This window comes from Ruegeria sp. CL7, from assembly GCF_056536445.1.
Genome location: NZ_JBQFPQ010000003.1, coordinates 112,910 through 134,185, shown reverse-complemented (window position 1 = coordinate 134,185; position 21,276 = coordinate 112,910). Strand labels below are relative to the sequence as shown.

At 58.9% G+C, this 21,276-nt stretch carries 23 protein-coding genes; 13 read left to right on the top strand and 10 right to left on the bottom strand.

Going from position 1 to position 21,276, the window contains the following annotated elements; all coding sequences use genetic code 11:
• Positions 1-88: 88 nt before the first annotated feature.
• The gene (locus tag ACR0LI_RS10895) at positions 89-2,266 is read left to right on the top strand and encodes a transglycosylase domain-containing protein (RefSeq protein WP_171724088.1); all 2,178 of its coding nucleotides are present in this window, start codon (positions 89-91) and stop codon (positions 2,264-2,266) included.
• Positions 2,267-2,325: 59 nt separating this feature from the next.
• On the opposite strand, the gene leuB is transcribed toward ACR0LI_RS10895, so the two are convergent.
• On the bottom strand, positions 2,326-3,429 hold the full coding sequence (leuB, locus tag ACR0LI_RS10890; protein WP_480718504.1) for a 3-isopropylmalate dehydrogenase: 1,104 nt from the start codon (positions 3,427-3,429) through the stop codon (positions 2,326-2,328).
• A gap of 91 nt (positions 3,430-3,520) precedes the next feature.
• Here leuB and ACR0LI_RS10885 point away from each other — a divergent pair, with 91 nt between their 5' ends.
• On the top strand, positions 3,521-4,048 hold the full coding sequence (locus ACR0LI_RS10885; protein ID WP_480718503.1) for a redoxin domain-containing protein: 528 nt from the start codon (positions 3,521-3,523) through the stop codon (positions 4,046-4,048).
• 3 nt (positions 4,049-4,051) lie between these two features.
• Here ACR0LI_RS10885 and ACR0LI_RS10880 read toward each other — a convergent pair whose 3' ends face one another.
• A complete protein-coding gene (locus ACR0LI_RS10880; RefSeq protein ID WP_480492306.1) occupies positions 4,052-4,945 on the bottom strand; it encodes a LysR family transcriptional regulator in 894 nt (297 codons plus the stop codon).
• Positions 4,946-5,029: 84 nt separating this feature from the next.
• On the opposite strand from ACR0LI_RS10880, the gene ACR0LI_RS10875 reads away from it, so the two are divergent.
• Positions 5,030-5,938: a Rossmann-fold NAD(P)-binding domain-containing protein gene (locus tag ACR0LI_RS10875; protein ID WP_480718502.1), complete on the top strand. Its 909-nt coding sequence runs from the start codon at positions 5,030-5,032 to the stop codon at positions 5,936-5,938.
• Here the strand turns inward: ACR0LI_RS10875 and ACR0LI_RS10870 are convergent.
• The 6 genes from ACR0LI_RS10870 to ACR0LI_RS10845 all read right to left on the bottom strand — a co-directional run bounded on the left by ACR0LI_RS10870 (position 5,930) and on the right by ACR0LI_RS10845 (position 10,887).
• Entirely contained in the window at positions 5,930-6,958 is a 1,029-nt protein-coding gene (locus tag ACR0LI_RS10870; RefSeq protein WP_480718501.1) for an endonuclease/exonuclease/phosphatase family protein, read from the bottom strand. The two genes, ACR0LI_RS10875 and ACR0LI_RS10870, sit on opposite strands and share 9 nt — an antisense overlap.
• Positions 6,955-7,785 (bottom strand): hypothetical protein, encoded by an 831-nt coding sequence (locus tag ACR0LI_RS10865; RefSeq protein ID WP_171635576.1) that lies wholly within the window; start codon positions 7,783-7,785, stop codon positions 6,955-6,957. The genes ACR0LI_RS10870 and ACR0LI_RS10865 overlap by 4 nt, the downstream gene beginning before the upstream one ends.
• Positions 7,786-8,116: 331 nt before the next feature.
• On the bottom strand, positions 8,117-8,722 hold the full coding sequence (gene leuD, locus ACR0LI_RS10860; protein WP_480486071.1) for a 3-isopropylmalate dehydratase small subunit: 606 nt from the start codon (positions 8,720-8,722) through the stop codon (positions 8,117-8,119).
• Positions 8,723-8,763: 41 nt separating this feature from the next.
• Entirely contained in the window at positions 8,764-9,306 is a 543-nt protein-coding gene (locus tag ACR0LI_RS10855) for an HdeD family acid-resistance protein (protein ID WP_171635581.1), read from the bottom strand.
• 37 nt (positions 9,307-9,343) lie between these two features.
• Entirely contained in the window at positions 9,344-10,747 is a 1,404-nt protein-coding gene (leuC, locus tag ACR0LI_RS10850; protein WP_171724092.1) for a 3-isopropylmalate dehydratase large subunit, read from the bottom strand.
• 44 nt (positions 10,748-10,791) lie between these two features.
• Positions 10,792-10,887 carry an isopropylmalate isomerase gene (locus ACR0LI_RS10845; RefSeq protein ID WP_224857982.1) on the bottom strand — a complete coding sequence of 32 codons (96 nt, stop codon included), beginning with the start codon at positions 10,885-10,887 and terminating at the stop codon, positions 10,792-10,794.
• Positions 10,888-11,002: 115 nt separating this feature from the next.
• On the opposite strand from ACR0LI_RS10845, the gene ACR0LI_RS10840 reads away from it, so the two are divergent.
• The 4 genes from ACR0LI_RS10840 to ACR0LI_RS10825 all read left to right on the top strand — a co-directional run bounded on the left by ACR0LI_RS10840 (position 11,003) and on the right by ACR0LI_RS10825 (position 13,881).
• Entirely contained in the window at positions 11,003-12,355 is a 1,353-nt protein-coding gene (locus tag ACR0LI_RS10840) for a mechanosensitive ion channel family protein (RefSeq protein ID WP_171635588.1), read from the top strand.
• Positions 12,356-12,519: 164 nt separating this feature from the next.
• The gene (gene rsfS / locus ACR0LI_RS10835; RefSeq protein WP_171635591.1) at positions 12,520-12,879 is read left to right on the top strand and encodes a ribosome silencing factor; all 360 of its coding nucleotides are present in this window, start codon (positions 12,520-12,522) and stop codon (positions 12,877-12,879) included.
• A gap of 44 nt (positions 12,880-12,923) precedes the next feature.
• A complete protein-coding gene (gene rlmH, locus ACR0LI_RS10830) occupies positions 12,924-13,394 on the top strand; it encodes a 23S rRNA (pseudouridine(1915)-N(3))-methyltransferase RlmH (RefSeq protein WP_171635594.1) in 471 nt (156 codons plus the stop codon).
• 1 nt (position 13,395) lies between these two features.
• The gene (locus ACR0LI_RS10825) at positions 13,396-13,881 is read left to right on the top strand and encodes a flavodoxin family protein (RefSeq protein ID WP_480718500.1); all 486 of its coding nucleotides are present in this window, start codon (positions 13,396-13,398) and stop codon (positions 13,879-13,881) included.
• A 3-nt stretch (positions 13,882-13,884) separates the two neighbouring features.
• Here the strand turns inward: ACR0LI_RS10825 and ACR0LI_RS10820 are convergent, their stop codons facing one another.
• Both ACR0LI_RS10820 and ACR0LI_RS10815 read right to left on the bottom strand, forming a co-directional pair.
• Positions 13,885-14,232 carry a hypothetical protein gene (locus ACR0LI_RS10820; RefSeq protein ID WP_171230254.1) on the bottom strand — a complete coding sequence of 116 codons (348 nt, stop codon included), beginning with the start codon at positions 14,230-14,232 and terminating at the stop codon, positions 13,885-13,887.
• Positions 14,233-14,267: 35 nt separating this feature from the next.
• Positions 14,268-14,978 carry a DUF599 domain-containing protein gene (locus tag ACR0LI_RS10815; protein ID WP_210093198.1) on the bottom strand — a complete coding sequence of 237 codons (711 nt, stop codon included), beginning with the start codon at positions 14,976-14,978 and terminating at the stop codon, positions 14,268-14,270.
• Between the two features lie 88 nt (positions 14,979-15,066).
• On the opposite strand from ACR0LI_RS10815, the gene ACR0LI_RS10810 reads away from it, so the two are divergent.
• The 6 genes from ACR0LI_RS10810 (at position 15,067) to ACR0LI_RS10785 (ending at position 21,272) form a co-directional block, all read left to right on the top strand.
• Positions 15,067-16,515, top strand: coding sequence for an FAD-linked oxidase C-terminal domain-containing protein (locus ACR0LI_RS10810; protein WP_209834229.1), 1,449 nt, complete (start codon positions 15,067-15,069; stop codon positions 16,513-16,515).
• 24 nt (positions 16,516-16,539) lie between these two features.
• Positions 16,540-17,640, top strand: a complete 1,101-nt coding sequence (locus ACR0LI_RS10805) for an FAD-binding protein (protein WP_480718499.1) — start codon at positions 16,540-16,542, stop codon at positions 17,638-17,640.
• Between the two features lie 4 nt (positions 17,641-17,644).
• The gene (gene glcF, locus ACR0LI_RS10800) at positions 17,645-18,958 is read left to right on the top strand and encodes a glycolate oxidase subunit GlcF (RefSeq protein ID WP_480718498.1); all 1,314 of its coding nucleotides are present in this window, start codon (positions 17,645-17,647) and stop codon (positions 18,956-18,958) included.
• Positions 18,959-19,077: 119 nt separating this feature from the next.
• Entirely contained in the window at positions 19,078-19,869 is a 792-nt protein-coding gene (locus ACR0LI_RS10795; protein WP_480718497.1) for a trypsin-like serine peptidase, read from the top strand.
• A gap of 23 nt (positions 19,870-19,892) precedes the next feature.
• Positions 19,893-20,681, top strand: coding sequence for a trypsin-like serine peptidase (locus ACR0LI_RS10790; protein ID WP_480718496.1), 789 nt, complete (start codon positions 19,893-19,895; stop codon positions 20,679-20,681).
• Between the two features lie 123 nt (positions 20,682-20,804).
• A complete protein-coding gene (locus ACR0LI_RS10785) occupies positions 20,805-21,272 on the top strand; it encodes an Hsp20 family protein (RefSeq protein WP_171635607.1) in 468 nt (155 codons plus the stop codon).
• Positions 21,273-21,276: the final 4 nt, after the last annotated feature.

Genomic DNA, 21,276 nt, shown 5'->3' with positions numbered 1-21,276 from the left:
TGAGGGGAATTTTCGGAAATTCGGACCTCTACATACTCGGATCACCGGGGTATGGTGGCGCAAAAGAAAACCCGGGCAGAGTTTGAGCATGACTGAGTCCAAGCGACGCAAGCCGAAATTGGTTGCGGACAAAAGGTACCCGTCAAAGGGTCGTAAACCGTCGGCATCCAAGCGCCCGGCGGGCAAGAAGGCGACGGCTCGCAAAACCACCACACGCAAAACTGCGCGCAAAAAGACGCGCAAGAGATCGGGGGGCAAAGGCGGCGGCATCCTGCGTCGTTTTTTCCGCTGGGTCTGGCGCATGGTCTGGGGGCTGACCTGGCGGGTCGGAGCGGTCGTGGCCATCCTGATCGCCCTGGCGGTGGGTGTCGTCTATTCCTCGTTGCCGGACTTGGATGCCTTGTTGGACGGCCGTGCGCGCGGGTCTGTCACGCTGCTGGACCGCGACGGCAAAGTGTTTGCCTGGCGGGGCGACCAGTTTGGCGGGGTGATCACTGCCGATACGGTGTCGCCGCATCTGAAAAACGCCGTCATCGCGACCGAGGACAAACGGTTCTATCGCCATTTCGGGGTGAGCCCGCGCGGTGTGGCAAGCGCCGTTCGCATCAACCTGAGCGAAGGGCGCGGCCCGTTGTCCGGGCATGGCGGGTCAACCATAACGCAGCAAACGGCCAAATTGCTGTGTCTGGGCGTGCCTTATGATCCGACTGAATGGGAATCAGAGGCCGCCTATGAAGCCGATTGCCGACAGGGATCGCTGTTGCGCAAGGCCAAAGAGGCCATTTATGCAATGGCGATGGAGGTGAAATACTCCAAGGATGAGGTTCTGACGATCTACCTGAACCGGGCTTTCCTTGGTGCAGGCGCGCGCGGGTTCGAGGCCGCAAGCCAGCGGTACTTTGGCAAGTCCGCCGCCGAAGTCTCGCCGGCCGAGGCAGCGATGTTGGCCGGGCTGTTGGTTGCGCCCACACGTTATGCACCGACGAACAATCTGCAACGGTCGCAGGACCGGGCCCGCCTTGTGATCGGTCTGATGGAGGATCAGGGCTATCTGACCGCCGCGCAGGCCAGCGAAGCGCGGGCCCGCCCAGCCCAACTGTCCGAGGCGGCGGCTGCACGGGCCGGGGGATATTTTGCGGATTGGGTTATGGCCAGCGGGCCCGAGTTCTTTACCCGCAACACGACCGAAGATGTGGTGATCCGGACCACCCTGGATCAGCGCATTCAGACCTCTGCGGAAGAGGCGCTGAAATTCATCTTTCAGGAAAAAGTGCGCGAAGGATCAAAGGCGCAGGCGGCCATTGTGGTGATGTCGGCCGACGGTGCGGTGCGCGCGATGGTTGGTGGGCGCAAGACACGCGTGTCTGGAGCGTTCAACCGGGCGACGCAGGCGTTGCGACAGACGGGATCATCGTTCAAGCCATTCGTCTATGCCACCGCGCTGGAACTTGGGTATTCGCCGCTGGATACGGTGATGGATGAACCCTATTGCGTCGATATTCCGGGGTCAGGCCAGTGGTGCCCCAAGAACTACACCAACAAGTATTATGGGCGGGTGACCTTGGCGGATGCGCTGAAAAACTCGCTGAACATACCGGCGGTGAAAGTGGCCGAGATTTCCGGCCTGGACAATGTTCGGACGGTTGCCAGCGGCTTCGGGATTGCCAGCGACCTGGCACAGGGGCCTGCGCTGGCGCTTGGTGCATCGGAAAGCACGTTGATCGAGATGACCGGGGCTTATGCAGGCATCCTGAATGGCGGGTCGCAGGTTGAACCTTATGGGCTGACCGAACTGAAGCTGCTGGGCGACGAAACACCCGTCATGGTCACGACGACCGGTATTGGCGAGAGGGTCATCAATGAAAAGGCTGCCAAACAGCTGACCTGGATGATGGAGCGCGTGGTCTCTGAAGGGACCGGCGGGCGGGCCAAATTGCCCGGCTGGCAGGTGGCGGGCAAGACCGGAACGACCCAGGCCGCGCGCGATGCATGGTTCATCGGGTTCACGGCGGATTATGTGACCGGGGTCTGGATGGGGTATGATGACAACACGCCCTTGTCCGGCGTGACCGGTGGTGGCTTGCCGGCCGAAATCTGGAAAGAAACCATGCTGCGCGTGACCGAGGGGATGACGCCCACCCCGTTGCCGATGATGGCGCCGGAACCTCCGGTGCAAACGGCGCAGCCGCAGCAACAACGGCGAAAGAAACAAACCGGGTTGGACCGGGCTATAAACAACCTGTTGAACAATATCTTCGGGAATTGAGCAGGCAAAAAAAGGCGGTGCGCTGGGCACCGCCTTTTGTTTTTTCATTCTTTCGTTTCTTAGACGCTTGCGTCCAACGCTGAAAGGATCGCGTCGCCCATTTCGCTGGTCGAGACGGGCTGAACGCCCTGATCCGCAAGCAGGTCGCCGGTGCGAACGCCGTCGGCCAGAACTTTCTCGATCGCAGCTTCCAGCCGATCCGCTTCCTCGCCCTGATCAAAGCTGTAGCGCAGAGCCATCGCAAAGCTGAGGATGCAGGCGATCGGGTTGGCTTTGCCTTGACCCGCGATATCGGGGGCAGACCCGTGTACGGGCTCGTACATTGCTTTGGGGCGTCCATTGGCCATCGGCGCGCCCAGCGACGCCGACGGCAGCATGCCCAGAGAGCCCGTCAGCATCGCGGCGCAGTCGGACAGGATGTCACCGAACAGGTTGTCGGTCAGGATCACGTCGAACTGTTTCGGCGCGCGCACCAGCTGCATGGCACCGTTGTCGGCGTACATATGGCTCAGCTCAACTTCGGGGTAGTCAGCGGAAACGCGGTTGACCACTTCGCGCCACAGAATGCCCGATTCCATCACGTTGGCTTTTTCCATCGAGCACAGCTTTTTGTTCCGGCGCATCGCCAGTTCAAAGGCCGAACGCGCGGCGCGTTCAATCTCGGATTCGGTGTAACGCTGGGTGTTGATGCCGACGCGTTCATTGCCTTCCTCGAAGATACCGCGTGGTTCACCGAAATAAACGCCCGAGGTCAGTTCGCGCACGATCATGATATCCAGACCGGCAACGATGTCTTTCTTCAGCGACGAGAAATCAGCCAGCGCGTCAAAGCACTGGGCCGGGCGCAGGTTCGAATACAAGTCCATTTCCTTGCGCAGGCGCAGCAGGCCGCGCTCGGGCTTCAGGCTGAAATCCAGATCGTCGTATTTTGGGCCGCCGACAGCGCCCAATAGAACCGCGTCGACCTCTTGCGCCTTGGCCATCGTCTCATCGGACAGAGGCTTGCCGTGGGCGTCATAGGCGGCACCGCCGACCAGATCCTCGCTCACGTCAAATTGAAGACCGCGATTGGCGCCGAACCAATTGATGATTCTGCGCACTTCGGCCATGACTTCCGGGCCAATTCCGTCTCCGGGCAGGATAAGGAGCGAAGGGTTGGACATGAAGGGTCTCCTTGCGTTTTGTTGCACAGGGCCTAGCGTCTGCGTTGCATCGGGTCAATGAGACGAACCTGCCAAAACAGAAGGAAAACACATGCTGACACCTGGAAATCTGGTTCCTGCGCTGAAAATCGAAACTGTTGCCCATGGCAGGTTCGATCTTGAGGCGGACAAGGGCGAAAACGGGACGCTGGTGATTCAATATCGCGGGCTGCATTGCCCGATCTGCATCAAGCAGATGGCCGAGGTCGAAGCGGCGCTGGATGACTTTGCGGCGCTGGGCGTCGAGGTCATCATGATCACCACCGATACAGCCGAGCGCGCGGCGGAAGCCGCCGAAAAAGCCGGAGCGTCGCGCCTGCGTGTGGGCCACAGCCTTCCCCTGTCCGCTGCGCGGGATGATTGGGGCCTTAACATCTCGACCAAGCGCGAAGGCAGCGCCGAACCGGACCTGTTCGCAGAGCCGGGGCATTTCTACATCGCACCCGACCGGACGCTGTACTATGCATGGCAACAGACCACGCCTTTCGGTCGCCCGTCCATGTCGGATATTGCGGGTGGTTTGAAATTCACACTGGGCAACAACTATCCCGCGCGCGGAACTTATACCGGCCCGCTTTGACCCTCAAAGAGCGGCTTTGAGCCCTTCTGCCAACAAATCCCAGACCCTGCGGATGCGCGGGGTCTGGCGCATGGCCTGGGGTGCGGCCAGCCACACGGGTAGAATCGGGATGTCCACATCCAGCGGCAGGATTTCCACGTCGGGGTCGGCTTGGGCAACCTGTACCTGGCTGAAGCCTATGCCACAGCCCGCCCGGATCAGTTCCCAATAGGCGCTTTGCAGGTCACAGCGGGTGGCAAAACTGTCGCGGCTGGCTGGCCACCCCTTTTCACGCATGGCTTTGATGATCTCCTGGTTCGCGTCAAACCCTACCAGATCATGCGTAAACAGTTCTTCGGGTGTCTTGGGGCGCCCCTTCCGGTCCAGATAGGACTTTGCCGCACAAAAACACAGCGGCACATCCCCGAGATAGCGGGAAATAAGATCCACCTGCGCAGGGCGATACATCCGCACGGCGATATCCGCCTCGCGATAGAGCAGATTCTCGGTGGTGTCAGTGGCCACCAATTCAAGCTGGATCGTGGGCTCTTGCCTGCGGATGGACGCCAGTATCGGTGGCAGCAGGTGATGCGAGGCAAAGACAGATGCGGTGATGCGCACCGAACCTTCAAGCTGTTGCGATTGCCCCGCGGCGGCAAGACTGAACGCGGTCATGGCGCTGTGCATCTGCTGGGCCATCGGCAAAAGCTGTAAGCCCGCTTCGCTGAGCTTCAGACCACGCGCGTGGCGATCGAAAAGAGAGACACCCAGTTCGTCCTCGAGGTTTTGGACCTGCCGCCCCAAAGTGGGTTGGCTGCGATTGAGATGTCGTGCGGCGGCGGACAACGATCCCGTCTCGGCCACGGCCAGAAAGCATTGAATCAGAGACCAATCTGCATGTGTCAGAGCTTTGTCCATTCAGAAATGAATACACGTTCTGCGAATTGCGGCAATTCCTTGCGCGAAGTGAATGGGTAGATTGACCTCAGACAGGAGGCAAACATGGCACAATCTGTACTGGTACTGGGCGCAACAGGTCGTTTTGGACGCAACGCATCCCTGGCGTTCAGGGGCGCGGGCTGGGATGTGACGGAATTTGACCGCAGGTCTGATTCGCTGTCACAGGCGGCGCGCGGCGTGGACGTCATCGTGAACGGATGGAATCCGCCCTATCCCGATTGGGCACGCGATGTGCCGGTACTGACCAAACGGGTGATAGATGCGGCCTCAGATACGGGGGCGACCGTGATCGTACCGGGCAATGTCTACGTATTTGGTGGGAATACGCCGGGCTCATGGTCGGGCGGGACGCCGCATCGAGCCACCAACCCTTTGGGCCGGGTTCGGATCGAGATGGAAGAGGCCTATCGCGCGTCAACCGTGCGCACCATCCTTTTGCGCGCCGGGGATTTCATCGACACCAATGCATCCGGAAACTGGTTCGATCAGGTCATGATCAAGCGTCTTTCGCGCGGTCAGTTCGTTTATCCCGGTGATCCGGTCGCACCGCACGCTTGGGCCTTTCTGCCTGATCTGGCCCGCGCCGCCGTCGCGCTGGCTGAGATGCGGCAAGACCTTCCCCGTTTCTGCGATGTTCCATTTGAAGGGTACACTTTGACCGGGACGCAGATCGCTCAATCGCTTTCGCAAGTCACCGGCCGGCCGGTTACAGTGCGGCGTATGAAATGGTGGCCTCTGCAATTGGCCCGCCCATTCTGGCGCATGGCCCCTCATTTGATCGAGATGCGGTACCTCTGGCACGTGCCGCATCAATTGGATGGCGGTTATATGAAAGAATTGCTGACCTCGTTTTCTGAAACGAAGCTGGAGGATGCCTTGCGTTCCGCCATTTCGTCCCAACGTGCCGTTTCATCGGCGACGGCCGGGAACAGGGGCGAGGTTCTAGGGTAGGATTATGTCAACCCAGACCAGTCGATGCCTGCTGGCGCGTCGGGCACTGTCGTACAGCGTGCCACCTTCCACGGGCCAGACAATGCCGGTTTCCGAGATTTGCAGATCACTGGACGGCAACACATAGTCAACGCGCATTTCCCCGGTGGCTTTCCATTCGACCGTTGCTGATGAACCCGATGGGTCCTTTGGCATCGGATCCTGCACATGGGGATCGGCCAAAAGCGCGTGAATGGCCTGCTTGTGGCCTTCTCCGCGGGTCGGGTCGAGATTGGCGTCCGCGGCTATCACGAAGGGGCCTTGAGGAACTGGCCCCAGGCCGCCATTCAGCAAAACCGACCACAGGCGAATCTCGTCCCTGTTGCGCAGACCGTTGCGATCCTCGGGTCCGTCAAAAACCGGTGGGGCAGCGTGAAAGGTCATCAGGCTAAATCGCCCCTGCGGGGTTTCGATCGGAAGCACCCAATGCACGGTCGAGGACAGGCGCTGAATGTCGTGCGCAGCTTCAGACGGGAAGGGGAGCCCATCCCTGAATGGCAAATCAGCCCTAGGCAGGTCTTTCCACCGCAGATTGGTGTAATCCTGAACGTCTTCGGTCATGATTTCGAAACGGGACAACACCGCCACCCCTCCGTGGCCGGTGAACTTCCCCCAGCCCTGCGCGTCGCCGGGGCCTTGCGTTTGGCCATCTCCGTCCAGATCCAGCGGCGTTTCCAACCCAGCATTTGGTTGGGCGGAAAAGTGATAGGGGAAATCCAGGCCCGCCTCGCGCAGTTTCTCGGACAGGGCGCTCAGGGCAGCTCCGTCCAGATCCCAGTCGATGCCTTGCAGGGCAATGACATCAGGTCGCGCCGCAGCAATGACCTCGACAACGGCTTCAACCTGCGCATCATCCCGCTGGATGTCGCGCAGCAGCAGGCCGGGGCCGTTTCTGCTGAGTTCAGTGTTGTAGGTGGCGATGCGATAAACCTCTGCCTGTGCCGAGAAAGGCAACAGCAGCAGAGCAAGGGCACGGATCATGCGGCTTGCGTTGTCTCGTTTGTCGAATAGGCGCGGCGCTTTTCCACGATCAGACCCGCGATGCGAAGCGTCGCCATGCCGCGCATGATCATGCTGGCGGGCAGGAAGGCCCAGGCGCACATGGTCCAGATCAATGTTTGCGGATTGCTCAGCGAGATCGGGGCAACGACGCTGCTCATGAGCTTGATGACAGCCGGAATGAGGAAGGGGAGCAGAACGCCAATGCAGATATTCAGGCGACCATCACGTTGCAGGCGGGTGACAACATCGCCGCCCTTGGTGGGATCAAACAACGGCAGATTGGTCCATACGTTGAAGGCGCCATTGCCCGTGGGCCAGCCGCGCACTTTGACCGCATAGGCAAAGCTGGCGACGGTGACCAAGGCGGCAACATAGGCCACACTGGCTGCGATCCGAACCAATTCGATCAACGGCTGACCGGCATCCAAGGGTAGCATCAGCACGATCAACCGAACCGGGGAATAGGGAAAGTCCGCAACATTCGCGACGGCCAGACCTGCGGTGTAGGCGAACGCGGTCAGTTCAGTCGGCTCATAGGTGTTTTTGCAAACCAGTGTCAGAAAGGTGACCATCGACATCAGCCCGACAAACCGCAGACGGTTCACCGGCGGCGCATCGCGAAATTCAATAAAACTGGGAAAAGCAGAATTGTACTCGGCGAATGTCAGGATGAACGCGAGAATCGCGAGAAAGACCAGAATCTCGGTCCCGTTCGTCGATGATACAGGCAGGTACAACGCGGGTGTCAGCACCATCAGTGCCACAAGTATTCCGCGTATCGCCGCCCCTGTTGTGCGCGCAATCACTATCCGAACCCTTTTTCAAACCGGATAAGTCGATCTTCGCCGACTTACATTCCAACTTGTGCCCATCGTCTCGAGTTTTTGACGGATGCCTCTTTAGCGCCAACATGGACGATAAGCGGCATTTCGCTCAAGACAGGGTGCAGAAAACACGTGATTTCGGGCAAAATGATGGCGCAACTGGTGCGGGATTGCATCATTTTCGACGCAAATCCGACGTGTATCTCAATATGAGACCAAGATGTTGTGGTTTTGCGAAAATCAACCCCAAGAATGAGAACGGGGCCGCATTGGCGACCCCGGTAGGTTGAGTGTTCAAAGAATCGCTTGGGCCTTACACCCAGGGGCGGGCCTGGCTGGCGTGTTCCTCAAACTTGTCGATGTGGTGATCTTTCTCCATCGTCAGGCCAATATCGTCCAGACCGTTCAGCAGGCAGTGTTTGCGATGCGGGTCAATATCAAACGCGATCACGACACCATCCGAAGTGGTGATCTGCTGATCTTCCAGATGTACCGTCATGCGGGCATTCTCGCCTTTATGCGCGTCTTCCATCAGGATCGCGTGATGCTCTTCTTCGACCACGATCGGCAGGATGCCGTTCTTGAAGCAGTTGTTGAAGAAGATGTCGGCAAAGCTGGTCGAGATCACAACCTTGATGCCGAAATCCTTGATCGCCCAGGGTGCGTGTTCGCGCGACGAGCCGCAGCCGAAATTGTCTCCGGCGACCAGAATTTCGGCCTCGCGATAGGCGGGTTTGTTCAGGACGAACTCTTCGTTCTCGCGCCCGTCATCATGATAACGCATTTCGTCAAACAGCACGACGCCGAGGCCGGACCGTTTGATGGTTTTCAAATGCACTTTGGGAATGATCATATCGGTGTCGATATTGATCAATGGCATCGGGGCGGCCACCCCGTGGACTTTTTCAAACTTATCCATGTTCACACTCCTGCGGGAGAGGGCCGCGCCCAGGCCCCGCGTTAAGCTTGTTTCGTTTCTTTTGGTGCGTCCTTGACGAAGAACGCCATGAAGACAAGGCCGAGCCCGTTAAAGATCATCTCGATCCCCAGCAGGATGCCCAGCAATTGCAGCAGCACCGAAGGGTCCATTGCGGCAAAGCGCCAGATCAGGATCGCCAGTACAATCGACATGATGCCCGAGACCAGCGTCGCCCAGAAATATTGCGTTCCGCGCATCTGGAACGACAGGATCACGCGGGCAATGCCGCCAGCCATGAACAGGATCAGGCAGACAGTTGCCAGTGTCAGCGTTCCTTGCAGTGGGTGATCCAGAAAGGACCAGCCCAGAAACAGCATCACGACACCCATGATAAGTGACAGTATCTTGTTGCCGGCCCCATCGACGGTGAAGCCGCCAACAACCTGTAACGCGCCTGAAATCAGCAGCAATACACCTGTGACCACCGTCACGGTGATTGATGCCACGACCGGTGCGCCCAGCACAAAGATGCCGAACACTATGGACAGAAGTCCAAGCAATAGCCATTTGACCCAGTCACTCATTTGTTCAATCCCTCAAATATCTAGATATGAGGGCACCTTACAACAATTCACGGACGTCTGTCAGCCGTCCCGTGATTGCCGCTGCGGCAGCCATTGCCGGGCTCAGCAGATGTGTGCGCCCGCCCCGGCCCTGACGGCCTTCGAAGTTGCGGTTCGAGGTTGCGGCACAGCGTTCGCCCGGTTGCAACTGGTCGGGGTTCATCGCCAGGCACATCGAACAGCCTGCCAGACGCCATTCGAACCCGGCCTCTTTGAAGATGTCGGCCAGGCCTTCTTCTTCGGCCTGAGCGCGGACCAGCCCCGAACCCGGCACCACCATGGCGCGCATCCCGTCCTTGATCTTCTTGCCTTTCAGGATCTCGGCCGCGGCACGCAGGTCTTCGATACGTCCGTTGGTGCAGGACCCGATAAAGACGGTGTCAATCTCGACATCGCTCAGCTTCTGACCGGCTTTGAGACCCATATACTCGATTGACCGGCGGGCCGCTTCGACCTTGCCGCCTTCGAAATCCTCGGGGTGCGGCACGGTTGCCGTGATCGGCAGAACATCCTCGGGGCTGGTGCCCCAGGTGACGACAGGCGCGATGTCTTCGCCACGAATCGTGACAACCTTGTCGAAATGCGCGCCTTCGTCGGTGTAGAGTGTTTTCCACCAATTCATCGCGGCTTCCCACTGCGCACCTTTCGGCGCATGCGGACGGCCTTTGACATATTCGAACGTGTTCTCATCCGGTGCAATCAGCCCTGCGCGTGCGCCACCTTCGATGGCCATGTTGCAGACGGTCATGCGGCCTTCCATCGACAGGTTGCGTATGGCTTCACCGCAATACTCGATGACATAGCCGGTGCCGCCGGCGGTGCCGGTTTCGCCGATCACGGCCAAGGTGATGTCCTTGGCGGTCACGCCCGGCTGCAATTTGCCGGTGATTTCCACCTTCATGTTCTTGGATTTCTTCTGGATCAGGGTCTGCGTGGCCAGCACGTGTTCGACCTCTGACGTGCCGATGCCGTGGGCCAATGCGCCGAATGCGCCATGGGTGGCGGTATGGCTGTCGCCGCAGACGACGGTCATGCCCGGCAGGGTCCAGCCTTGTTCGGGGCCGACGATGTGCACGATGCCCTGACGGACGTCATTTACCGGGTAATAGTGAATGCCGAAGTCCCGGGCGTTCTTGTCCAGCGCTTCGACCTGAATGCGCGATTCCGGGTTTTCAATACCGTTCACCCGGTCAGGTGTGGTCGGAACGTTGTGGTCCGGCACGGCAATGGTCTTTTCCGGCGCGCGCACCTTGCGGCCCGCCATGCGCAGGCCTTCGAACGCCTGCGGGCTGGTGACCTCGTGGACCAGATGGCGGTCGATATACAGCAGGCAGGTGCCATCATCGGCTTCGTGCGCGACATGGGCATCCCAGATCTTGTCATAGAGTGTTTTGGGGGACATGTGTCCTCTCCCGTATGTAACTGAGAAATAGCTGGCGAGTTGGCTCAGGCGACGGGTAGGCGCGCCAGGACCGTGCGGGCAGCCCCAAAGAACCGTTCGCGCAGACGCGCGCGGTCTTCCAGATTCTGTTCTTGGGCCACATTGAGTCTCATGCGGTTCAGATATACCGCGCGTTTGCTGCAATCAAGGTTCAAAACCGGTGTCAGGCTTGCATCGCCTGGCATTGCTGTCCAAGCTGCCGTGCAGGAGGCGCGTATGAACCAAGACCTGATCCCCAGCTCGCTGACAGACCTTTACAACAACATGGTCGCGGGGTTCTCTTCCGAGCTTCAAGAACTGGTCGAGTTGGTGGTTACGCCGGGCTGGCGGCAGTATCAGTTGGTCATCATCCTTTTCCTTTGGGCGCTGGCTTTCCTTCTGAAAGTTCTGACACAGCCACGATGGGATGCCTGGACGCGCGCACGCACCGGATGGCCGAAATGGCGGCTTCGCACCATGGTACAGCTGATGCAGCGGCTGACACTGGTCTATTTCGTGCTGCTGTCCTGGCTCTTGTATCAGGTTATGCAGCATGTTACCTGGCCGTCGCGCAGTTATCTCATTGGGATCATTGCAACTCTGGCAACTGCGTGGCTGGCGATTGCACTGGTCGCGAGGCTTGTCCGCAACCGGACGCTGCGACGGATATTCAAGTGGGCAATGTGGGTCTATGCAACGCTTGTTGCTTTGAATCTGACGGATGACGTGGCCAAATTCCTTGATGGGGTCGCGATTTCCGTCGGTGACCTGCATATTTCCTTGCTGGGCATTCTCAAGGCCATCCTGCTGATCGGGGTCCTGTTGACGCTGGCCCGCATCGGCACCCGCGCGGCCGAGCGTGGATTGCAGAGCAATGACGACATCACCCCATCCATGCAGGTGTTGTTGGCCAAGGGAATTCAGGTGCTGCTGTACGGCGCGGTCTTTCTGGCTGCGATCCGCACGCTGGGCTTCGATCTGACCGGCATTGCGCTGCTGTCGGGCGCAATCGGCGTCGGCATCGGGTTTGGCCTGCAAAAAGTGGTGTCAAACCTCATATCGGGGATCATCATCCTGATGGATCGGTCGATCAAGCCAGGCGATGTGATCTCGCTGGGCGATACGTTTGGTTGGATCAATGCGCTGGGCGCACGCTATGTCTCGGTTGTCACGCGGGACGGGCGGGAATACCTGATCCCGAACGAGGACCTGATTACCAACCAGGTGGTGAACTGGTCGCATTCCGACAAATTCGTGCGGTTGGATCTGGATTTCGGCACCAGCTATGAGGATGACCCCCACAAAGTGCGGGCAACGGCGATCCGGGCTGTAAAGGCAGTGACCCGCGTATTGAGTGGCGGAAAACATGAACCGGTATGCCATATCACCGGTTTTGGCGACAGCAGCGTGGATTACGTTCTGCGGTTCTGGATCAGCGATCCGACCAAAGGGCTGACCAATATCAGGGGAAATGTCTATCTTGCGCTGTGGGATGCGTTTCAGGACGAAGGCATCTCGATCCCCTTCCCGCAGCGCGAGGTTCGGCTTTTGTCGGAAAACGCAAACATGCAACAAATCGCAGAAGAGTGATCACCCCTGCGCGGGGCCGGACGCGCTTTCATTGAAATGTTGCATTCCCCTTGCTACCTTATTAGTACCCTGGCGCCGGGGTTTCACGGCGCGCAGCAAAGGAGGACTATGTCCTGTCTCTACATACACAGGCGGGTTTGCCCGCCGAAGACGGGTCCCGTGTAATGGCCCACTCTCAGTCAATCAGCGACAAGCTGCTTGAGCGTATCCTTTCCTCACTTTCCGATGACAAGGCCGAAGACGTCGTGCAGATCAACCTGCAAGGCAAGTCGTCTGTCGCGGATCACATGGTCATTGCTTCGGGTCGGTCGACCCGTCAGGTCTCGGCCATGGCGGAAAAGCTGACGGATCGCATCAAGCAGGAATTCGGTTTCTCCTCGAAGGTCGAAGGCAAGGATGCCGGCGATTGGGTGCTGATCGATACGGGCGACGTGATCGTCCATATCTTCCGCCCCGAAGTGCGCGAATTCTACCAGCTGGAAAAGATGTGGCTGCCTCAGGGCGGCAGCGCCTCGGCGAACTGAGGCGCCATCCCGGCCCGTATTAAAGGGCCGGAGGCGAGAGAGATATGCGTATCAGCATAGTTGCGGTCGGGCGATTGCGCGCCGGACCGGAGAAGTCCCTGCTTGATGATTACCTGACCCGCTTTGACCGGACCGGACGTGCGCTGGGCCTTGGTCCCGCGCGGGTGATCGAGGTCGAGGACAAGAAAAACGCAGGCATGGGGGCCGAAGCCGCGTTGCTGCGCAAGGCGCTGCCCAAGGGCGCGGTGATCTGTACGCTGGACGAACGTGGGCGCGTGATGTCCTCGCCCGATTTTGCCAAGAAACTGGGTAGTTGGCGCGATGCCGGGCGGCAGGATCTGGCGCTGATCATCGGCGGAGCGGACGGAATAGACCCTGCTTTGCGGGCGGAAGCCGACTTTTCCCTCTCGTTGGGGTCGATGGTCTGGCCTCATATGCTGGTCCGTGTGATGCTGGCCGAGCAACTGTATCGGGCCGCGACCATTCTGTCAGGTGGCCCCTATCACCGGGTCTGACATGGCGCAGCTTCTGATCGTTTACCATTCGCGCACAGGTGGCGCCCGGCAGATGGCCGAAGCGGCGGCTGAATCGGCGCGGGCTGAGACCGAGGTTGAACTTGTGCCTGCGGATCAAGCGGAGCCGGAGGATGTGCTGGCCGCCGACGGCTACATTTTCTGCGCGCCAGAGAATCTGGCGGCGATCTCGGGCTTGATGAAGGAATTCTTCGATCGCTGCTATTATCCGGTTCTGGGACAGATCGAAGGTCGCCCATATGCGCAGATGATTTGCGCCGGATCAGACGGAGAGAATGCAGCCCGCCAGATCGCACGGATCGCCACTGGCTGGCGGTTGAAAAAGGTCCAGTCGCCGCTGATTGTCTGCACGCATGCGCAAACGCCCGAGGCCATTCTGGCCCGGAAAACCATTCCTGAAGATCAGCTGGATCGGTGTCGCGAGATCGGCGCCGCGCTGGGTGCGGGCCTGGCCATGGGGATTTTCTGAAGGTCAGTTCAGTTCGACCAATGTCGTGTCTTCGTTCCAGCCATCCACATTGCACCGGGCCTGAATCTGCACCTGTGACACGTTTTCCGGAATCACCACGCCACCAAGTGAGCGGGTAAAGGGTTGTTCTGTCTCGTGCGGGTGGTGCAGCACCCGCATTCCCAGTTCATTCCCGTCCATGTCCAGAACGCGCCAGCCGTCGGCGTAATGATCCCAGCCTGTATCGGGATGCCGGATCGTCACGTCGAACCGCCATGTGTCACCGGTGGCGCTGGCGCGGACCTGTTCGATTGTCGGCGGGTCGGCGAGGGCAGGTGCAGCCAGAAGGGCGCTGAGAATCACATATCGCATGGTTCGAACCTAGGGTTTAATGTCGCGCTTGGGGATCACGTCTCTGTGTTCGACGTTTGGGCCATGAGGATCGCGCGGGAATGCGATGCAAATTCGCGGCGATACAGGACACCGAATGTGATCATTGTGCCCAACACCAATGCCATCGGCCCGAGAAACCACGCCAGCGAAGCAAGGGCGAAATATGTGGCGCGGAGACCGCGGTTGAAGCTTCGGGCAGCGGTCACGCAGATCTCGGCCGCCTGACCGGCCCGAGGATAGGCGTTTGGGTCTTCAGGATCGTTTGGAACCGAGGCCATCAAAACGGCGCAATACCCAAAAAGGCGATGTGCCCAGACGTATTTCAGAAAGGCATTGGCCAGCAGCAGGACAACCACAAGTATCTTGATTTCCCAGACCATCGCCGGTGCGCTGCCGATGGCAAGATCCGTCGCCACCCCGGCCAATCGCTCGGTATTGCCCAACAGGGCCAGACCGCCCCCGATGGCAATCATCGTGGTTGAGGCGAAAAAGGTGCTGCCTTGCCGCATGGCAGCCACGACCTGCGCATCGAACATCCGTGGCTGGCGCGTCACCATCTCGTGCATCCAGTCGCGGCGGTAGCCATCCATCACAAGGGCGACGGACGGTTTCTGTGGTGACGGGTGTTCGATCTTCCATCCGATCCATAGCCACGCACCCAGCAATATCACCATGGCAGCATAATCCAGAAGGGAAAACAGGGCGGCACGTTCGATCCAGGTCATGGCGCGACAGTAAGACCGGACATCGCAACTTGCCAGAGTGCTAAATTGGTAATATTATTTTACCAAAGAGAGGAAGGGGAGGGATGCCATGGAAATGCCAAAGCCAAGCCCGGACGTACTGAACCGGAAAAGCACGATCGTTTCGCGGCTGTCGCGCGTTCTGCCAGATACGGCAATTATCCATGATCCGGCTGAAACCCGAGCCTATGAGTGCGATGCCCTGACGGCTTACAAATGCCCGCCGATGCTGGCCGTGCTGCCGTCGAGCACGCAGGAAGTCTCGGATGTTTTGCGCATTTGCCATGAAGAAGGCGTGCCGGTCGTGCCGCGCGGTGCGGGTACGTCGCTGGCCGGCGGGGCATTGCCAACGGCTGATTGCGTCATTCTGGGCGTTGCGCGGATGAATGAGGTTCTGGAAACGGACTATGACAACCGTTTCATCAGGGTGCAGACGGGCCGCACCAATCTGAGCGTGACCGACGCGGTCGAGGAAGAAGACTTCTTTTATGCGCCTGATCCTTCCTCGCAACTGGCCTGTGCCATTGCCGGCAATATCGCGATGAATTCAGGTGGCGCCCATTGCCTGAAATATGGCGTGACAACGAACAACCTTCTGGGCGTGACCATGGTGATGATGGATGGCAGTGTTGTCGAGATCGGCGGCGCGCATCTGGATGCACCCGGTCTGGACCTGTTGGGCGTCATTTGCGGCTCGGAAGGTCAGCTGGGCGTGGTGACCGAAGCAACACTGCGCATTCTGCGCAAACCCGAAGGCGCGCGGCCGGTTCTGATGGGGTTCGACGACAACGAAGTCGCGGGTCAATGTGTTTCTGACATTATCAAATCGGGCATTCTGCCGGTCGCGATCGAGTTCATGGACACGCTGTGCATAAAAGCCTGCGAAAACTTTGCGCACGCTGGATACCCCGATTGCCATGCGCTGTTGATTGTCGAAGTGGAAGGGTCTGAAGCCGAAATTGACCATCAATTGGCGAAAATCATCGAGATCGCCAAACGACACAACCCGGTCGAACTGCGAGAAAGCCAGTCAGCCGAAGAAAGTGCAAAAATATGGCTTGGTCGGAAATCCGCATTCGGCGCCATGGGGCAGTTGAACGACTATATGTGCCTTGACGGTACGATCCCGGTGTCGGCCCTGCCGACGGTGCTGCGCCGTATCGGCGAGTTGAGTGAAGAATTCGGTCTGCCTGTTGGCAACGTATTTCACGCAGGGGATGGGAACATGCATCCGCTGATCCTTTTCGATGCCAACAAACCGGGTGATCTGGAAAAATGCGAGGCATTCGGGGCCGAAATTCTGAAATTATGCGTGGACGAAGGCGGTTGTCTGACCGGTGAGCACGGCGTGGGTATCGAGAAGAGGGATCTCATGTCGCATCAATATGCGCCTGCCGATCTTGAGGCGCAGATGGCGGTCAAGGACGTTTTTGACCCCAAATGGCTGCTGAACCCTGCCAAGGTGTTTCCACTGAACGTTTCGGAAACCCGTCGCCACGCGCAGATTGCTGCCGAGTAACAGGCTCTAATAACGGATTTTGCCATGAAACCTGAATCAGAATCTGAACTGGCCGACATGGTGGCCGGATTGAAAGACCCTGTTTGCATCGTCGGTGGCGGCACGCGCGCGGTCACCGGCCCCGAAGCGAATATCGAAACCGGGGCTCTGCGTGGCATTTCGCTTTACGAACCCGGAGCACTTACTCTTGTGGCCAAGGCCGGGACACCATTGGCAGAGATCAAGGCCGTGCTGGAGGCGGAAGGTCAGCAGCTGGCGTTTGAGCCGATGGATCACCGCAGTTTGCTTGAAACTCAAGGTGAACCAACGATCGGCGGTGTCGTCGCGGCCAATATCTCGGGCCCGCGGCGGATTCAGGTCGGTGCCTGCCGGGATTTCCTGCTAGGTGTGCGTTTCGTCGACGGGCGCGGACAGGTGGTCAAGAACGGTGGGCGAGTTATGAAAAACGTCACCGGTTATGATCTCGTTAAATTGATGGGTGGGTCTTGGGGAACACTGGGAATTCTGACCGAAGTGTCGTTGAAGGTGCTGCCCAAGCCGGAAAAAGCGGCGACTTTGTCCGTCGCCGTTCGGGATGCCGGCAGAGCGGTGGAAGTTCTTTCCGCTGCGTTGAAATCACCTTTTGAAGTGACGGGTGCCGCCTATGACCCGGCGGGTGGCAATGCCCTGCTTAGGGTCGAGGGGTTTGCAGAATCGGTGACGTACAGGATCGGTCGTTTGACCGCCTTACTGGCAGATTTTGGTGAGGTGACAGACGAGGGAGACGCCGCAGCGCCTTGGACCGGGATCCGCAACGTTCACCCATTTCAGGGAAAGGACGGGGACGTCTGGCGGCTTTCGGTAAAACCGGGTGACGCGGCAGAGATTTCGGCGCGCGCCGAAGCGGATCAAGCGCTGTTTGACTGGGGCGGCGGTCTTGTCTGGCTGCTGGTCCCGGCTGGCACGGATGTGCGTGCCCGGCTTGGCGCGTTTTCAGGTCATGCCACTTTGGTACGATCTGACCACGACACGATCAGAAAACTGGGGCGATTTCATCCGGAGCCCACATCAATATCGGCACTGACAAAGGGCTTGCGTGCGAAATTTGATCCTCGGGGTTTGTTCAACCCGGGGCTGATGGGATAGGGCGATGCAGACAACATTCACCAATGAGCAATTGCAAGACCCGGCCATCCAGCGCTCGAACGAGATTCTGCGAAACTGCGTCCATTGCGGATTTTGCACGGCCACGTGCCCGACATATCAGGTGCTGGGAGACGAGCTGGACAGTCCGCGTGGGCGCATCTACCTGATCAAGGACATGCTGGAAAACGAGCGCGTGCCCGACGAAAAGACGGTCAAGCACATCGACCGCTGCCTGTCCTGTCTGGCCTGCATGACCACCTGCCCGTCAGGTGTGCATTATATGCATCTGGTCGATCATGCGCGCGAATATATCGAGGCCAACTACAAGCGCCCGCTGACGGATCGCGTGTTGCGCTGGGTTTTGGCGCAGATCCTGCCTTATCCGATGCGGTTCCGTTGGGCCCTGATCGGGGCCAGGCTGGGCCGTCCTTTCCGGTTCCTGATGCCTGATGCCCGGCTGCGCGCGATGTTGGAGATGGCGCCCAAGCATATCTCGTCTGTCAGCCGCAACGATGATCCGCAGAGTTTTGCGCCCGGCGGTGAACGAAAAATGCGGGTGGCGCTGATGACGGGCTGCGCACAAAAGGCGCTGAACACCGATATCAATGACGCCACGATCCGCCTGCTGACACGGTTGGGGTGCGAGGTCGTGATCGCTGACGGTGCCGGGTGTTGCGGAGCTTTGACCCATCACATGGGCAAAGTGCAAGACAGTCATATGGCGGCAACCGCCAATATCAGAGCCTGGAAACGGGAAATGGACGGTGATGGGTTGGACGCCATCGTCATCAACACCTCTGGCTGTGGCACAACCGTGAAAGACTATGGGCATATGTTTCGCAATGACCCGCTTGCCGAAGATGCGGCGCGTGTGTCTGCAATCGCCATGGATGTCAGTGAACTTCTGATCCAGCTAGACCTGTCGGCGGGGGAAAACAAAAACCTGACCGTCGCCTATCATGCAGCCTGTTCATTGCAGCATGGGCAGAAGATCAAATCCTATCCCAAAGACTTGCTGAAACACGCGGGTTTCACGGTTGTCGAACCCGCCGACAGTCATTTGTGCTGCGGCAGCGCGGGAACGTACAACCTGATGCAGCCGGAAATATCAGGCCAGTTGAAACAGCGAAAAGTCAGAACACTTGAGGCGAAACAGCCCGATATCATTGCTGCCGGCAATATCGGGTGCATGATTCAAATCGGTTCTGGTACGCAACTGCCGATCGTTCACACGGTAGAGTTGCTGGACTGGGCGACGGGCGGGCCAAAGCCACCGGCCTTGCAGAGAACAGCGGATCCGGTTCCCGTCTTGCGGTGAATCATGCTGATGCCAGCGCGCATCATTTCCCAGGGAAATTCCTTTGATGCCTGATCGCCCTATTTTCGCCCAACGCGGCACGTAGGACAAAGGCTTCAAAGTGAGTCTCGGAGAACCGCGTGCGCAACTGGATCAAGGCGATCGTGCTCTGTGTCTTGCCATTGGCGGCCACGGCGCAGGACACCAGGCTGGAAAGCCTGGATACGTCGGATTCCGGGCGCGAGTGGATGGCTGTCGGGCGGTTGGATATCGCCGGCGCAGGGTTTTGCACCGGAACGCTGGTGTCGCCGACGCTTGTACTGACAGCGGCGCATTGCCTGTTCGACAAAAGATCAGGACAACGGATCAACCCTGCGGATATCGAGTTTCTGGCTGGGTGGCGTTTGGGGCGTGCGTTGGCCTATCGGACCGCGCGCCAGGCTGTGATCCATCCGGATTACCAATATGGCGTCGATTCAACGGCCGACCGGGTAAGCGCGGACGTGGCCTTGATCGAGCTGTGGCAGCCGATCCGTAATACCGCCGTCATTCCATTTGAGTCGGGCGATCAGCCCAAACGTGGCGCTGAAGTGGGCGTTGTGTCTTATGCGCATGACCGGTCAGAAGCTCCGTCGCTGCAACAGGTCTGCTCGGTCATGAATCGGCAGGCCGGGGTTATGGTCATGTCCTGCGATGTTGATTTCGGGTCTTCGGGGGCACCCGTTTTTTCTTTCTCGGGCGCGCGCCCTCAGATCGTATCGGTGGTTGCGGCCAAGGCCAGTATGGACGGCCAGAGTGTTGCAATTGGAACCGCGGTTGAGCATTCGCTGCAATTGCTGCGTGACGAACTTTCTGCGGGGCGGGGATTTGGGCTTTCCTCGTCCGGATCGGGAACGAACAAGAACATAGGTGCAAAGTTCATTCGACCATGATGAGAGTCTTCTGGAGCTTGTTATTGGGCCTGAGCGTCTTGGCAACAGCGCCGCAAGCGCAATCCAACAAGCGCAAGCTGACCGACCGGGATGACCTTTATGGTTGGGAGGCTATCGGTCGACTGGATGTCCGCGATGCCTCGTATTGCACCGGCACGTTGATCGCGCAGGACATGGTACTGACCGCAGCCCATTGTGCGGTGGATCGTCGAACCGGGAAGACATATGTGCCCGAAGACATCACGTTTCGTGCAGGCCTCAGTAACGGCAACGCTTTGGCCGAACGTCAGGTCACGCAAATCGCCCTTCATCCCAGCTATGGGGCGCAGAACCCGCTGTCGCACGAAGGCGTCCAGTTGGACGTGGCCCTGATGCGGCTGAATGAGCCTATTCCGTATTCGGTCGCCGACCCTTTTGCGCTGCACAGCGGCCATGTTCCGGGCAACGAGATCAGCATTGCCTCGTATGGACGGGGACGGTCCGAGGCGATCACCCGAGAACGGTCGTGCCGTATCATCGACCGCAGGCAGGGTCTGATCACCTTTGATTGCGACATTACTTTCGGGTCTTCCGGGTCTGCAATTCTGGCGAAAAACGGTGCGCGCTGGCAGATCCTGTCCGTGGTATCGGCGGTAGGCACGAACGGCCGTAGAAAGGTGGGGTTTGGCATGGAGCTTGACGGGATCGTCGCCGAGCTCAAGGCCATCATGCGGCGCGACGCACCTCAGCCCAAGGCTTCGATCCGCCGATTGCAGGTCGGGTCCGGTAAGTCAGGATCTGGTGCGAAATTCATCAGTTCTGGCGGGGGTTGAACTCGGCGAAATCGCTACCCATGTGATGTGTATCGGACCGCCACAACGGGGTCCGGTACCTGAAATCGCCCGTCCAGTCGGAGGGCGCTTATCGCAAATCGCTCAAGAATGAGGATATGACACATGCGTACGTTTGATTTTGCACCGCTGCACCGCGCCACCATTGGCTTTGACCAGATTGCCGACATGATGGATCGCGTTCTGACCAATGATGGGGCCCAGCCCAGCTATCCACCCTACAACATCGAAAAAACTGATGTCGACACCTACCGGATTTCGGTGGCCGTTGCCGGTTTTTCGGAAAACGACCTGACCGTGGAAGTGAAAGAGAATTCACTTGTCGTGGCAGGTAAGAAAGCCGCCGAAGACAAAGAGCGCACCTATCTGCACCGTGGCATCGCCACCCGCGCGTTCGAGCGTCGGTTTGCCCTGGCGGATCATGTCCGCGTCACCGGTGCGAGCCACGAAAACGGTATGCTGAACATCGAACTGAAGCGCGAGGTTCCTGAGGCCCTGAAACCGCGCCGGATCGAGATCACCTCGGCCAAAGCCATCGAGAAGGATGTGATGGACGCCAAAGCCGTGAACTGAGGCT